Below are 14,535 nucleotides of genomic sequence, written 5' to 3'. Positions count from 1 at the left end.
AACCGCACTATATTTAGCGGTTACTTTTTTGTTGGAATTACCAGAAAAATAAAGGAAGAAAGACTAAGGCAGCAATAGCACCTAAAGCAATCCCTGCGCCGAATCCCCAGCCCCAACCGCCGCGACCGCAACCACCACGACCGCAACCACCTCTGCGGTATCCGCCTGCATAACCGTAACCACCATAATTTTTGTTCATTGGACGTAAATACACTCTGTCGTTAGATACTCTTTCAATAATTCCACGATGAATTCTACCATCATTCATTTTGATTTCTACAGGCTTTCCTATTCCGTTATAACAGCGATGATAATAACCACTCATTAAAATAACACCTCCGGGAAATAAAAATGCTTTCTCTCCTTATGGTATGTCCACCTTTCTTTTTTGAATAGGTACATGTCCTATATGAAGAGCGGAGTTTTTATCCAGTGTCAACAACTAGAAAGTTAGAATAATATAGATAGTATACAAGGAGGGGAACAATGAAATATTCTTATGAAGATGCTTTAGCCTATTTTCAGGTCCCATTTGCTCACCCTGGAGGGAAGCAACTTACGAGCGAGTTACTAATTAATGAGCCTATTACAACAGAAACGACTATTCTCGACGCAGGCTGTGGAACAGGAAGTACATCTTATCTTTTAAGTGATATATATGGTGCGAGAATAGAAGCAATAGACAAACATGCAGAAATGGTACAGGCCGCAAGAAGAAAGGCGAGCTTGTTAGCAAAACCCTTTCACGTATCGGTAGGTAATGTGGAGAAGTTATCTTTTTCTGATCAACAATTTGATCTGATCCTATCTGAATCTGTTATCGTCTTTACTAACGTGGCAAATACCTTAAAGGAATTTGCACGTGTATTAAAAGACAAAGGGAGACTCTATTTAATAGAGATGACAAAAGAATCATCAATGACTAGTGAAATGGAAGAAGAAATGAAGGCTTTTTATCAATTAGAAAAACTGTTAAGTGAAAAAGATTGGACGAAGGCTTTAGACACTGCCGGCTTTAAAAAGGTCGAGGTTTTAAAGGCAAGTACGATTGCAGAGATGATTGCAGAAGGAGTGAAGATGGGAGACGATAGTTCCCATCAACATATTAAGTTATTAAAAGAAGATTTATCACAAGTGTTAATTGATCATTACCAACTTAACTTACAATTAAGTAACCATCTAGGCTACCGAGTGATACGAGCGATGAAAACGTAGCTCACATTTGATCGAGGGTAAGATTTAACTTTTGATAGATTGCTAATAGTTGTTTTATTTCTTCATTTGTGAGCTGTGCAAATGTATTTTTTTGCAGTTGATGTCCGTCTTCAGCTGCCTTTTTTAATACTTCTAAGCCTTCATCAGTGATTTCTAAATATGAAATCCTTTTATCATTTAAATCAGGTATTCGTTTAATATAATACCGTTTGGATAACTTCTGAATAAGATGCGAAATAGAAGATGGTGCGATACCAAGGCTTTCTGCCAGATCGATAGGTTTCATTTTTCCATCGCGCTTTAAATGACTAAGCAGAAGAATATGAGAAATACCTAATCCCTCATTAAAAGATTGATTCCATTTAATAATCATGCGGTTGGTTACTTGTTCCATCGCATGAATAAGTTCAAAAACAGTTTGATCATTCATTTTATGCCAGGTCCTTCCCTACGTTCATACAGTAATCATATCAAAAAAAAATAATCATGCAACAAGCGTTAGTAGCTTTATGATGTTATTTCTAATAAATGGATATTATCTGTAGAAATCAACTTCACGAAATCCATTTCATAATTACATATTGCTTATGTGTGGGATTTATATTAATAATATTCGAAAAAATAAGAAAAATATAATAAAATATAGAAAAGGAGGAAAGGTAAATATGAATGATACATATATAACAGAAGAGCACGAACTCTTTAGAAAGTCTTTACGGAAATTTTTAGATAAAGAAGCTTATCCCTATTATTCACAATGGGAAAAAGATGGTATGATTCCTAGAGCTTTCTGGAGGAAAATGGGTGAGCAAGGCTTCTTATGCCCAAACATCGACGAGGAATATGGTGGAAGTGGTGTTGATTTTGGCTACTCTGTCGTTATAAATGAAGAATTAGAAAGGGTCGGATCCGGAACGATTGGTATCGGCCTTCATAATGATATTGTTATCCCTTATATCACAACATATGGTACAGAAGAACAAAAGAAGCGATGGTTACCAAAGTGTGCGACAGGCGAATTCATTTCGGCGATTGCCATGACTGAGCCGGGCGCAGGTTCTGATTTGGCATCGATTAGGACGACAGCTATAAAAGTTGATGACCATTATGTACTGAATGGTGAAAAAACCTTCATTACAAATGGAATGAATGCAGATTTGGTTATTGTGGCAGTAAAAACAGATACGAAGGTGACCCCTCCATATAGAGGAATCAGCTTAGTTATAGTAGAGAAAGGAATGAAAGGGTTTACAAGAGGAAGGCAACTAAACAAGGTTGGCTTACATTGTCAGGATACAGCAGAGCTTATATTTGATGATTGTGTCGTATCTAGTGAAAATCTACTCGGTGAGGAGGGTAAAGGGTTCTACTATTTAATGGAAAAGCTTCAACAAGAACGGTTAATTGTTGCTATTGCTGCCCAAATTGCTGCCGAAGAAATGATTAGAATGACAATGGCTTTCATCAAAGAAAGAAAAGCGTTTGGAAAGGCTATTAGCTCTTTTCAAAATACGCAGTTTAAAATGGCAGAGATGGTAACAGATGTAGAGATGAGCCGTGCCTTTCTTCAAAAGTTAATTTATGACCATATGAAACAAAAGGATATTGTCACTCAAGTTTCAATGGCTAAATGGAAATGCACAGAGAATGCGAGAAGAATTGCGACAGAATGCATGCAACTTCATGGTGGATACGGATATATGGAAGAATATGAAATAGCAAGAAGGTATAGAGACATACCTGTTGCCAGTATTTACGCAGGAACCAATGAAATGATGAAATCAATTATTGCTAAAAACTTAGGATTATAAGGGAGGATTTCTTTTGCGCGAAGTAGTTATTATTGATGGGATAAGAAGTGCAGTCGGAAAAAGGAACGGTTCTTTAAGAAATACACGTCCTGATGACTTAGCTGGTGCAGTCATTAAAAGTTTAGTAGAAAAAACAGGGTTAAATCCAACACTAGTAGATGATGTTATTTTAGGATGTGTATCACAAATAGGTGAACAAACAGGAGATATTGCTCGTGTGGCGGCTCTTATCTCTGGATTGCCAATTACAGTACCAGGAACAACGATTGACCGACAATGTGGGTCGAGTCAACAGGCGGTTCATTTTGCCGCCCAGGCGATTTCATCAGGTGATATGGATATCGTTATTGCCGGTGGCGTTGAAAGTATGTCGAGAATACCAATTGGTTCAAGTTATCAGGGTGTAAAACCGAGTGAGCAATTGACAAAGCAATATGAGATTATCCATCAAGGGTTATCGGCGGAAAGAATAGCAGAAAAATATCAGTTCACTCGTGCTCAACTAGATGAGTATGCATATCACAGTCAAGAAAAGGCACTACTTGCTCAAGCAGAAAATCGCTTTAAAAATGAAATTATGCCACTGGAGTTAGTTGACGATAGTGGGGCAACATTCAATTTTGATCAAGATGAGGGGCCAAGAAAAGGAACGAGTATAGAGAAGTTAGGCGGATTGAAACCTTCATTTAAAGAGAATGGCATCATACATGCTGGAAATGCAAGTCAAATAAGTGATGGAGCAGGTGCTTTGCTCATTATGTCAGGTGAGAAAGCACGTGAATTAGGATTGAAACCAAGATTTAAGATAATTACCCGCGTCGTTATTGGGTCAGACCCTACCTTGATGCTTACAGGTCCGATAGCTGCAACTGAAAAAGCATTGCACAAGTCTGGATTAACCTTGGCAGATATGGATGTATTTGAAGTGAATGAGGCCTTTGCTTCTGTGCCATTAGCGTGGTTGAAAGAAACAGGAGCAAATGCGAATAAACTGAATCCAAATGGAGGTGCTATTGCCTTAGGCCATCCACTGGGTGCAAGTGGAGCTCGCTTATTATTAACGATGATGAGTGAATTAGACCGTACAGAAGGTAGATATGGGTTACAAACAATGTGTGAAGGTATGGGTATGGCAAACGCAACAATTATAGAAAAAATCTTTTAATAAAAAAGGGAGGAATAATAGATGACAATGACGATTGCAGAAATCTTTGATTTAACGGTAAGTAAGTTTCCAGAGAAGGAGGCGCTATATGATGTCAGAAAAGATTTGAGGTTTACTTATCGTGAGTGGGCAGACGAAGTCAATAGATTAGCACAGGCGTTACATGTAGCAGGAGTAAAAAAAGGAGACCGAGTTTCTACCTATTTATATAATACAGAAGAATTAGCAACGACGTTTTTTGCCTGTGCAAAAATAGGTGCAGTATTTAATCCTATTAATTTCCGGCTGATGTCAGAAGAATTGTCATTTATTATTTCTGATGCTGAACCAAAGGTGTTTATTTTTGAAGAAACTCTACAGACAGCTGTTGAAAAAGTGGCCAATAGTTTCCCCACAGTTCAATTTTGGTCAATTGATGGCAACCATCCTCCTTTTGCCAAAAGTTATCATGAGCAAATCACAGCTGTTAATAGAGAGAACGTAGAAGTGAAACTATCATCTGATGATCTATATGCGATTATGTATACGAGTGGGACAACTGGGAGACCAAAAGGCGTGCTGCATCGCCATAAAGATATGACAGAACAAAGTCTGATTGTTATCCATGCACTAAATTATCATCAGAATGATAATGGTTTAGTTGCTGCGCCTATGTTTCATTGTGCAGAGTTACATTGTGCTTTTTTACCAAGAGTTCATATTGGAGCGAAGAGTACCATTCTCCACCAGTTTGATGCAAAAAAAGCATTATCACTGATTGATTCAGAAAAAATTACCGCTTTCTTTGCAGCACCAACAATGTGGAATATGATGCTTCAAGAAGATTTACAGGCGTATAATCTTTCAACATTAGAAAAAGGTTTATATGGTGCAGCTCCAATGGCCCCTAGTCTCGTATTTGCTTGTCGGGAGAAATTGGGTGTTAAGTTAACTCAAGCATATGGGATGACTGAAATGGGACCAGCAATTACGTTCCTTAGTGATGAAGACCAGATTCGTAAAGCAGGCTCGGCGGGGCAAGCTTGCTTGAACCATGAGATAAGAATTGTTACACCTAATGATGATGGTCATTCATATGATGATCAAGTCGTTCCAACTGGTACAGTAGGTGAGATCATTGTGAGAGGACCAAGTATGATGCAAGGTTATTATAAAAGAGAGGAAGCAACTAAAAAGGCACTCCATAACGGCTGGTATCACTCAGGAGATATGGGCTATCTCGATGATGAAGGCTTTCTTTATGTGAAAGACCGTGTTGATGATATGGTGATTTCAGGGGGAGAGAATATTTATCCACGGGAAGTAGAAGATGTTATCCATGCACATCCTTCCGTGTTAGATGTAGCTGTATTAGGTGTACCAGATGAGCATTGGGGAGAAGTTGTTATTGCTTACATTGTCAAAAAAGAGGAGAATATTACTGCTGAAATTTTAGATGCATTTTGTAAGCAAAGTGAAAGCCTTGCAAATTATAAAAGACCAAGAAGATATGAATTTGTGGACAGTCTACCGAGGAATGCTAGTGGGAAAATCCAAAAATTTGTATTAAGAAATCAGGAACTATTGCAAAAATAACCGCCAGTAAATGAAAGGGATAATATATGTTAACAGGTGTGAAAATAATTGATTTTACAAACTATTTACCAGGTCCTTTTGCCACGCTTAGATTGGCAGAACTTGGAGCAGAAGTAATTAAAATAGAAGGACCGAATGGTGATCCTGCACGACATTTAGAGCCGATGGGCAAAGGCCAAGGTGTCATATTTACGAGTAATAATCGCGGTAAAAACAGTCATTTCCTCGATTTAAAAGATACAACGGATTTAAATAAGGTGAAGGAACTAATACTAGAAGCAGACGTAATCATTGAAAGTTTTCGACCGGGTGTGATGAAGCGTTTAACATTAGACTATGAAACGATCCAAACATACCATCCCACAATTGTCTATTGTTCATTGGTTGGGTATGGTGAAAATACTTTTTATTCTACCTTTGGAAGTCATGACCTGAATTATATGGCCATTAGCGGGATGTTAGCACAATGGAAGGATGATAAGGGACGTCCCATTCATCCTTCTCAACAAATAGCTGATTTAGTCGGAGGGATTGTGGCAAGCGAAAGAGTTTTAGCAGGTCTTGTTCAAAGAGGGATAAATGCAAAGGGTAGCTACCATCAAGTAAGTATGGCAGATACAATGACGGCTTTGATGGGTAACCACCATCTCGTTCATCAAGTGACAGAAATGAAACAAGGTGTAGAGGTTTTAGCAGGGACCATTGTTAACTATTGTTTATACGAAACAAGTGATGGTCGCTATATGGCATTAGGCGCATTAGAGAAGAAGTTCTGGCAATCTTTTTGTTTAGCTGTTGAACATCCCGAATGGATAGCATGTCATATGATGAAGGTAAGTGATCCTGTTTATAAACAAGTTTGTGCAGTTTTTAAGGAGCGATCATTTACTGATTGGATAGGTGTTAGCGAGCAAGTCGATTGTTGCTTAACACCTGTGTTAGAAATCGATGAAGTACCCAAAAGTAATTATCATCAACAAAGAGGGAGTTTCGTTTATGATGATAACTGGTCTTGTATTCAACAATATTCTGACTTGAGAAATCCTCAAAAAAAGAAATAGGGACAAAAGAACTTAATAATCGTCAAACATATATAGTAACAACTTAGAATATAGTGTTATAATAGATAAACCTTAAAAAGTGATTTGTGTTTAAATGAAGGTTTATTTTTGCAACGTAGATCACAAAAAAGTGAGTGATGATTGTAAGTGAAATTTATTAAGATGATACCAAATATGCTTACTTTAGGCAATTTATATTGTGGATTTTTGTCTATTGGATTTGCTGCTCATGGCCAATATAATAATGCGGCGATATTGATTATTATCGGTATGATGCTTGATAGTATGGATGGTCGTGCAGCGAGAATGTTAAAAGCAGATAGTACGCTAGGCAAAGAATTAGATTCATTAGCGGATGTTGTAACTTTTGGGGTTGCACCGTCATTTCTCGTATATTATACATACTTTTACCAATTTGGTTCTATTGGATTATTAGTTTCTGGGTTATTCCCGCTATTCGGTGCATATCGCTTAGCACGATTCAATATTGGTACTAGTAAGCAGTCCATGCATTATTTTATCGGTGTTCCGATTACTGCCGCTGGTGGTATTTTAGCTATTTTAACATTGTTTGGTCACTGGGTGCCCAGTATTATTACGACAGTTGTATTTACCGCGCTATGTTTTTTAATGGTCAGTCGTATTCGTATTCCGAGTTTAAAAGATATCCCATTACCAAAGTACGGGACAATTGTGACAATCTTTTTAGGCTGTATGCTTTTTGTTCTTTATAAAGGGACATATGGTTCCTATCCTTATTTAATTTATATTGCCACTCCATTATACATTGCCTATTTAGCGTACCGCTTTAAAAAGAACCAAAATAATAAGACTTCCGACTAGTAAGAATTTTACAGTTTGGGAGTCTTTTTTTTGTTGTTAGGAAACCATAAAGTCAGGAATTTAATTGAGTCTTTCGGAGAGAAAAATCATTTTATAAAAAAAGGATGAAGGAGGTTTCTCCTTCATCCCATAACTAAAATAAAATTAGCTTGAAAAGAAAACTTTTTCAGTATTATATTTTGCTTTTAACTTATTAATAATGTAGGTTTCGTATATTTCACGCTCAACAGGATCATCAACATACATACATGCAATTTTAGACACTTGTTCACGGTGATTTTTAATGGGAGACACTTGGTCGTCGAAATGTTTTTTTACACGTTGTCTTAGTTTACGTGCTTTCCCAACAAAAAGAAGGTTCTCTTTTTTGTCAAAGAATAAAATCATTCCACCTCTATCTCTTGGAATCTTTGTAAAGTCCGTAAAACCATATAAATGGCTGATGGCCGTTGTTCCTTGTTCCCCGCCAGGCTTCTTTTTAGTGATAACTAAGTCTGGATGAGGTATTTCAATATTAATCATCAATAATCACTTCCTATTCTAGCAATCATCGTACCACAACCTACATAAAAAAGCCCATACTTCCGCGTATTTTTCTTTAAATGTTTTTAAATCATATAATGGAGAGATAATAAACGTATTCTAAAAAATGAAAGTTTGAAAAATTAATAATATTATTAGGTTGATTTTTACAATTTCTCCATAAATTTATGGGTATATTGATGAAATTTACAAAGGCTTTACAAAAGGTTAATAGAGAATTAAATATGATTCGTTATATTGGGATTAACACAAACAAAATAGCTAAAAGCAATCTAAAGTGGAGGTTTTTCTATGTTAAAACTTCGAAAATGGAAGAGTATTTTGTTACTTTTGTCACTTACTTTAATTTTGACTGCATGCAATGGTGGTGAAGAAGAAGGAGAGGGACAAGCTAGTACAGGTAACGGAAGCACGATATCCATTTCTGGTTCTACGTCAGTTGGTCCGCTAGCAGAAAAGCTAGCTGCTAAATATATGGAAAATGCAGATGTGAACATTGAAATCAATCAAATTGGTTCCTCAGCAGGAATTACAAATGCAATAAATGGAGTTTCCGAAATTGGCATGTCTTCTCGTAACTTAGAGTCAGGAGAAGAAGAAGAAGTATCACCTACAATCATTGCTTTTGACGGAATTGTAGTCGTTACACACGCAAACAATAAAGTAAAAGATTTAACAATGGAAGAAGTGAAAAAGATCTTTACTGGTGAAATAACAAACTGGAAAGAGGTAGGCGGTAAAGATATGGAGATTGTTGTCGTTTCACGTGAAGACGGGTCAGGTTCGAGAGATGCTTTTCAGGAAATTGTTGACTACTCTTCTGGTGAGTTAGTACGGAGCTCAATTATCGCTAGTGGAAACGGAAATATAAAAACGACAGTTGCAACAAATGAACATGCTATTGGGTTTATCTCTTTTGAATATATAGATGATACAATTTCAACGATTAATATTAATGGGGTAGAACCAACCGCTAAAAATGTAATTGAAGAGAAATATCCATTATCTCGTCCTTTCCTTTTCGTGCATAAAGACTTATCAGAGGAAAGCCAAGCGTTTATTGACTTCATTTTAAGTGAAGCTGGGCAGGAAATCGCTGCAGAAGCAGGGGCTATACCAATTATAGAAGAATAACGCTACATCAAACAATTAGCAAGTGACTTTGGAGGTATGTGTTTTGCCAAATCCATCAGAAGTAAAACAAACAAATAAATCAAATCGATTAAAATATATTATGGAGTTCATTTCAGAGAAATTGTTTTTAATCTGTGCGTTAATCTCTGTGCTTAGTTTATTTCTCATTATTGGATTCGTCTTCTTTAAAGGATCAAACCCATTCATTGCAGACGGGTATAGTTTTATTGATTTTATCTTCGGGTCTGATTGGGTACCGAGTGAAGATAAGTACGGCATTTTTCCGATGATTGTCGCTTCCATTTATGCAACGATTGGGGCGCTTGTCATTGGAGTACCAATTGGGTTATTAACGGCGATCTTTTTATCGGAAATAGCCCCGAAACCAATTGCAAAAATTATTTCACCAGCTGTACAATTGTTAGCGGGTATCCCATCTGTATTATATGGTGTATTCGGCTTAGCGATTATTGTTCCTTTCTTACAAAATAATCTTGGCTTAGTAAAAGGGCAAAGTTTAATAGCGGTTATTCTCGTATTAGCGATCATGATGTTACCTACAATTGTAACCGTTGCTGAAACAGCCATTAGGGCAGTACCGAAAACGTATAGAGAAGGTTCCTTAGCATTAGGTGCCTCGCCAATCGGAACCATATTTAAAGTCGTTGTTCCAGCAGCAAAATCAGGTATTATGGCAGCCATTGTATTAGGGCTAGGACGAGCAATCGGAGAGACGATGGCAGTCATTCTTGTTGCTGGTAATAGTTTGATTATACCAACAAGCTTAACTGATAGTGTAAGACCACTTACAACGAATATTGCCCTTGAAATGGGTTACGCTTATGGTACACATCAAGAAATGTTATTTGCGACAGGAATTGTATTATTCTCATTCATTCTAATATTGAATTTCGTATTAGCAAAAATAAGTTCGAAAGGTGGGAAGTAAAGTGAGAAAGTTTAAAGATAATTTATTATTAGGCTTATTGTGGTTTGGCGCTTTCTTAACTGTAGCTATCCTACTTATTATCGTTGGTTATATTTTTTATAAAGGTATCGGATTAATTAATCTTGATTTTATCTTTGGTGACTATTCACCTGTCGGCGGCGGTGGAATTTGGCCAATGATTATTACTACCATTTATACAATTGTGATATCGCTAGTCATTGCCACTCCAATTGGGATTTTAGCAGCAGTTTATTTACAGGAGTACGCGAAACAAGGAAAGCTCGTTCGAATGATCCGGTTTGCAACAGAGAGTTTAACGGGTATTCCATCTATTATATACGGATTATTCGGTGCTGTATTTTTTGTTACCACATTGGCGATGGGGATGTCTATTATTTCAGCATCCTTGACCTTAACAATTATTGTTTTACCAGTGATCATCCGTACAACAGAAGAAGCTTTAAAAACAGTACCAGCTAGTTATAGAGAAGGTTCCCTTGCATTAGGTTCAACAAAGTTACAAACACTATATAAAGTCATTTTACCTAGCGCTATGCCCGGGATTTTATCAGGGATTATCCTCTCTATGGGACGTATCATTGGTGAATCAGCAGCGATCTTTTTAACAGCAGGTACAGTAGCTGCAATGCCTGAAGGGATTTTCTCCTCAGCGAGAACATTAACGGTTCACTCGTATCTTGTTACACAAGAATCTGGTGATATTGAATTAGCAGCAGCAATTGGTATTGTGTTAATTGTAATGATTCTTGCTCTAAACTTTGCTGCAACATTTATTTCTAAAAAGCTTAATAAAGCTGACTATTAAAAAGGAGTGTTCTATTCATGAATACAACACTAGAACGTAAAGAAGTAAAAGAGTCTGCAAATGTTGAAAATCAAAATGATCAGCGTTCAGTGAAAATTAGTGTAAGAGACTTAGATTTATTCTACGGTGATAACCAAGCGCTTTATCAAGTGTCATTAGATATTCGTGAAAAAGAGGTAACAGCATTAATTGGTCCTTCTGGATGTGGAAAATCGACTTTTTTAAGAACATTGAATCGTATGAATGATTTAATTGATAGTGTGAGAATTAATGGAGATATCCACATTAATGGCAATAATATATATCAATCAAAAGATGTTATTGAACTTAGAACAAAAGTCGGTATGGTTTTCCAAAAGCCAAATCTATTCCCAATGAGCATCTATGATAATGTAGCCTATGGGCCTAGAATGCAAGGGATTAAAAATAAAAAAGAATTGAATAAAATTGTTGAAGAAAGTTTACGTGGAGCGGCGATTTGGGACGAAGTAAAGGATCGTTTGAAATCTTCGGCACTTGGTTTATCAGGTGGTCAACAACAACGTGTTTGTATTGCCAGAGCAATTGCCATGAAACCAGACGTCATATTAATGGATGAGCCAACTTCAGCACTTGACCCCATTTCAACACTTAAAGTGGAAGAACTTATTGCTCATTTGAAGAAAGATTATACGATCGTCATCGTTACTCATAATATGCAACAAGCTGCTCGTGTATCCGATAAGACAGCGTTCTTCCTTAACGGAGAAGTCATTGAATTTGAACAAACCGATCAAATCTTCTCCATGCCAAAAGATAGCCGTACAGAAGATTATGTGACTGGCAGATTCGGCTAAAAAAAATAAACGTTAGGTGCCGAACAAATTTCCATTATTAAATAGGGATTTGTTCGGCTCTTTTCTTTGGGAAAATGTATGATTGGAAGAAGTAAATGCATAGCTACCAAACTAATGAGATGTGAGATTAGCGCAAAAGGGGAGAAACAGGCAACAGGTGAGCAATTTCGGACATGGGCAATGTAAATAGCTAAACATAAATAACAATAGGTCACCTTCCAATTTAGTTGATGCAAAACGGAAACTAATCTAAAGAAGTAAACCTAATCATTGGTCTTCTTCCCTTAAGAACCATAAAAAGACTAGAACAAACGTTCAATGATAACAGTTTGTCCTAGCCATTCTGTAATTTTTGACATTTGTCCAATTCCTCAAAAGGATTAATTACTAATGACTTTCTCAATATACACTCTGCCAGAAAAGAAAGTCGCCCCGCCTCCCATATCAGCGACTCTATCAGGTGTGAGGGTATTAACGAGTTGTTTCTTACCTGGCTCATCAGCCCAAAGACCTTGACTAACAACAACCCCAGGAAGTACGTTTTCTCCGACAGCAGCGGTTAACTCACATTCTCCCCGATCATTAAAGATTTTTACTGGATCTCCATCTTCAATTTGATAAGCTTGTGCGTCCTTGTTATGCAAGTGGAGTTTTGGTTGTTTTTCTAATTTAATATGCTTGTCATTATTTGAAAAAGTACTATTTAAAAAATTATGGTTTGGTGCTGGAACGAATAAAAATGGCGCATCGCCTTCTTCTACAATTGGATTGTAGGTCGGCAGTGGATTTAAACCGTCCTTCTCCATTAATTCAGAATAAAGTTCGATTTTTCCACTTGGTGTCTTAAGTTTGCCAGGAAGTAATGGACGTACGTCTGCTTTCATAAAGCGATTTTCTTTTAGACGCTCAAAATTAATTTCCTTCATATATTCATTCTTTGTATTCTCTAAAGCGGATGTGATTAAATCTTCTTCGGAATCCTTAAATAAATCTTCAGTATATCCCATATAATGTGCTAGCTGTTGAAAAACATGATGATTGGACCGTGACTCACCATACGGTTCTATTACAGGTTCATGCAAATGAATATAATGGTGCCAATAAGAAGTGTAAAAATCTGTATTCTCATATGATGATGTAGACGGCAAGATGATATCAGCAAATTGAGCTGTTTCCGTTAAGAATAAATCATGAACAACTAAAAATAAATCTTCTCTTTCAAGCCCTTTTTTCACTAGATTACTATTTGGTGCAATAACAGCCGGATTACTACCATAAACGTACATGGAGCGGATAGGTTTATCTTTTTGTACTAAAGCTTCGCCTATGAGATTCATATTAATCGATCTGGTCTGTTTATTTGCTAATAAATCGGGACGCTGCATAGCCGCGGTATTGAAAGCTAAAAAACCAGAGTTTGATTTTAGTGCGCCACCACCTTTATGCAGCCATTGGCCTGTTAGAGCAGGAAGGCAAGATATGGCACGTACATTCATCCCACCATTATCATGATGTTGCAAGCCATTGCCAATCCGGATAAATGAAGGGGTACTCTGACCATATTCTCTTGCTAATTGATAAAGATCATCTACAGATACCCCTGTAATAGACGAGACTACTTCTGGCGTATATTTTTTTACATGTGTTCGTAATTGCTCATGTCCAATGGTATATGTTTCAAGAAATTTCTCATCTACCATATGCTCAGCGAACAAGATATGCATCATCCCAAGTGCAAGCGCACTATCCGTACCTGGTTTAATGGGAATAAACCAATCAGCCATTTTGCCTGTTTGATTTTTATGGACATCAATCACGATGATTTTTGCTCCATGTTTTTTTGCTTTTCGGGCAAGGATAACTTGATGCATATTTGTACTGACAGCATTAATTCCCCAAAGGATGATGAGCTTGGCTTCACTTGTTTCTTCCGGATCAGTGCCAAAGCCTCCACCCATTGTGTAACGGTAACCTTCTTTACCTGCTGCTTGACAAACTGTTTGTTCTAGTCTACTGGCACCTAATCGGGAAAAGAAACGGCGGTCCATTCCTTCTGCAGCCACTCTACCCATATTACCGTAAAAGCTATAGGGAAGAATGCTCTCGGGACCTTGTGTTTTAATTAAATCTTTCCATTTATCTGTAATTATTTGTAGTGCGTCATCCCAACTGATCTCCTCAAATTGAAGACTACCTTTTGGACCAGTTCGTTTGAGAGGGTGAGTTAATCTCTTCGGGTCATATAGCCGTTCAGCCATATTTCTTACTTTATTGCAAATATTCCCTTGCGTTACAGGATGGTTAGGATCGCCTTCCACTTTAATGATTTTCCCCTCTTTTTTATGTATGAGTAAACCACATTGGTCCGGACAATCAAGTGAACAAACGGACGTGAAAATGCCCTCTTTCTCGGTGTGAATCGTCATTTTGTTATCTCCTTTATTCTAGGCAAGCTTTATTGTCTATTTAACATGTTTTTATTAATAATTATTATAATAGGTTACTTCTCTTCATCCTGCAATGATAAAATATTTATTTCTATTGACAATTCATAATTATTAACATATGATACTTTCA

The 14,535-nt window shown here is 37.0% G+C and carries 14 protein-coding genes; 10 read left to right on the top strand and 4 right to left on the bottom strand.

Going from position 1 to position 14,535, the window contains the following annotated elements:
• Positions 1-37 precede the first annotated feature (37 nt).
• Positions 38-325, bottom strand: coding sequence for a hypothetical protein (locus tag MHI57_RS04730; RefSeq protein WP_095373013.1), 288 nt, complete (start codon positions 323-325; stop codon positions 38-40).
• A gap of 161 nt (positions 326-486) precedes the next feature.
• Between MHI57_RS04730 and MHI57_RS04725 the strand changes: the two genes are divergently transcribed.
• A complete protein-coding gene (locus MHI57_RS04725) occupies positions 487-1,215 on the top strand; it encodes a class I SAM-dependent methyltransferase (RefSeq protein WP_095373014.1) in 729 nt (242 codons plus the stop codon).
• 1 nt (position 1,216) lies between these two features.
• On the opposite strand, the gene MHI57_RS04720 is transcribed toward MHI57_RS04725, so the two are convergent.
• The gene (locus MHI57_RS04720) at positions 1,217-1,645 is read right to left on the bottom strand and encodes a MarR family winged helix-turn-helix transcriptional regulator (protein ID WP_095373015.1); all 429 of its coding nucleotides are present in this window, start codon (positions 1,643-1,645) and stop codon (positions 1,217-1,219) included.
• A 235-nt stretch (positions 1,646-1,880) separates the two neighbouring features.
• Between MHI57_RS04720 and MHI57_RS04715 the strand changes: the two genes are divergently transcribed.
• The 5 genes from MHI57_RS04715 (at position 1,881) to pssA (ending at position 7,670) form a co-directional block, all read left to right on the top strand.
• Positions 1,881-3,026, top strand: a complete 1,146-nt coding sequence (locus tag MHI57_RS04715) for an acyl-CoA dehydrogenase family protein (protein WP_307313453.1) — start codon at positions 1,881-1,883, stop codon at positions 3,024-3,026.
• 13 nt (positions 3,027-3,039) lie between these two features.
• Complete coding sequence (locus MHI57_RS04710) at positions 3,040-4,191, top strand: thiolase family protein (protein WP_095373017.1); 1,152 nt, start codon at positions 3,040-3,042, stop codon at positions 4,189-4,191.
• Positions 4,192-4,212: 21 nt separating this feature from the next.
• Positions 4,213-5,766 carry a fatty acid--CoA ligase gene (locus MHI57_RS04705; RefSeq protein WP_340975253.1) on the top strand — a complete coding sequence of 518 codons (1,554 nt, stop codon included), beginning with the start codon at positions 4,213-4,215 and terminating at the stop codon, positions 5,764-5,766.
• Between the two features lie 26 nt (positions 5,767-5,792).
• Positions 5,793-6,827 carry a CaiB/BaiF CoA transferase family protein gene (locus MHI57_RS04700; protein ID WP_340975252.1) on the top strand — a complete coding sequence of 345 codons (1,035 nt, stop codon included), beginning with the start codon at positions 5,793-5,795 and terminating at the stop codon, positions 6,825-6,827.
• Positions 6,828-6,974: 147 nt separating this feature from the next.
• A complete protein-coding gene (gene pssA, locus MHI57_RS04695; protein WP_095373020.1) occupies positions 6,975-7,670 on the top strand; it encodes a CDP-diacylglycerol--serine O-phosphatidyltransferase in 696 nt (231 codons plus the stop codon).
• Between the two features lie 144 nt (positions 7,671-7,814).
• Here pssA and MHI57_RS04690 read toward each other — a convergent pair whose 3' ends face one another.
• Positions 7,815-8,192: a nucleotide excision repair endonuclease gene (locus MHI57_RS04690; RefSeq protein ID WP_095373021.1), complete on the bottom strand. Its 378-nt coding sequence runs from the start codon at positions 8,190-8,192 to the stop codon at positions 7,815-7,817.
• A 312-nt stretch (positions 8,193-8,504) separates the two neighbouring features.
• Here MHI57_RS04690 and MHI57_RS04685 point away from each other — a divergent pair, with 312 nt between their 5' ends.
• Genes MHI57_RS04685 through pstB form a run of 4 tightly spaced genes read left to right on the top strand, consistent with a single transcriptional unit; the run spans position 8,505 to position 11,958 of the window.
• Positions 8,505-9,347: a phosphate ABC transporter substrate-binding protein gene (locus MHI57_RS04685; RefSeq protein WP_095373022.1), complete on the top strand. Its 843-nt coding sequence runs from the start codon at positions 8,505-8,507 to the stop codon at positions 9,345-9,347.
• A gap of 43 nt (positions 9,348-9,390) precedes the next feature.
• Entirely contained in the window at positions 9,391-10,296 is a 906-nt protein-coding gene (pstC, locus tag MHI57_RS04680) for a phosphate ABC transporter permease subunit PstC (protein ID WP_233435231.1), read from the top strand.
• A gap of 1 nt (position 10,297) precedes the next feature.
• Complete coding sequence (pstA, locus tag MHI57_RS04675; protein WP_095373023.1) at positions 10,298-11,122, top strand: phosphate ABC transporter permease PstA; 825 nt, start codon at positions 10,298-10,300, stop codon at positions 11,120-11,122.
• A 17-nt stretch (positions 11,123-11,139) separates the two neighbouring features.
• On the top strand, positions 11,140-11,958 hold the full coding sequence (gene pstB / locus MHI57_RS04670) for a phosphate ABC transporter ATP-binding protein PstB (RefSeq protein WP_095373024.1): 819 nt from the start codon (positions 11,140-11,142) through the stop codon (positions 11,956-11,958).
• 380 nt (positions 11,959-12,338) lie between these two features.
• Here the strand turns inward: pstB and MHI57_RS04665 are convergent, their stop codons facing one another.
• Positions 12,339-14,384 carry a molybdopterin-containing oxidoreductase family protein gene (locus MHI57_RS04665; RefSeq protein WP_095373025.1) on the bottom strand — a complete coding sequence of 682 codons (2,046 nt, stop codon included), beginning with the start codon at positions 14,382-14,384 and terminating at the stop codon, positions 12,339-12,341.
• Between the last annotated feature and the right edge of the window lie 151 nt (positions 14,385-14,535).

This window comes from Cytobacillus sp. FSL K6-0129 (assembly GCF_038007625.1).
Taxonomy (GTDB): Bacteria; Bacillota; Bacilli; order Bacillales; family Cytobacillaceae; genus Cytobacillus; species Cytobacillus kochii.
This window is presented reverse-complemented; position numbering and strand designations above follow the sequence as displayed.

What these genes read in the sequence shown, in the direction of transcription:
- MHI57_RS04730 (WP_095373013.1), bottom strand. Translation starts at nt 325, where the DNA reads ATGAGTGGTTATTATCATCGCTGTTATAACGGAATAGGAAAGCCTGTA.
- MHI57_RS04725 (WP_095373014.1), top strand. Translation starts at nt 487, where the DNA reads ATGAAATATTCTTATGAAGATGCTTTAGCCTATTTTCAGGTCCCATTT.
- MHI57_RS04720 (WP_095373015.1), bottom strand. Translation starts at nt 1,645, where the DNA reads ATGAATGATCAAACTGTTTTTGAACTTATTCATGCGATGGAACAAGTA.
- MHI57_RS04715 (WP_307313453.1), top strand. Translation starts at nt 1,881, where the DNA reads ATGAATGATACATATATAACAGAAGAGCACGAACTCTTTAGAAAGTCT.
- MHI57_RS04705 (WP_340975253.1), top strand. Translation starts at nt 4,213, where the DNA reads ATGACAATGACGATTGCAGAAATCTTTGATTTAACGGTAAGTAAGTTT.
- MHI57_RS04700 (WP_340975252.1), top strand. Translation starts at nt 5,793, where the DNA reads ATGTTAACAGGTGTGAAAATAATTGATTTTACAAACTATTTACCAGGT.
- MHI57_RS04690 (WP_095373021.1), bottom strand. Translation starts at nt 8,192, where the DNA reads ATGATTAATATTGAAATACCTCATCCAGACTTAGTTATCACTAAAAAG.
- MHI57_RS04685 (WP_095373022.1), top strand. Translation starts at nt 8,505, where the DNA reads ATGTTAAAACTTCGAAAATGGAAGAGTATTTTGTTACTTTTGTCACTT.
- pstB (WP_095373024.1), top strand. Translation starts at nt 11,140, where the DNA reads ATGAATACAACACTAGAACGTAAAGAAGTAAAAGAGTCTGCAAATGTT.
- MHI57_RS04665 (WP_095373025.1), bottom strand. Translation starts at nt 14,384, where the DNA reads ATGACGATTCACACCGAGAAAGAGGGCATTTTCACGTCCGTTTGTTCA.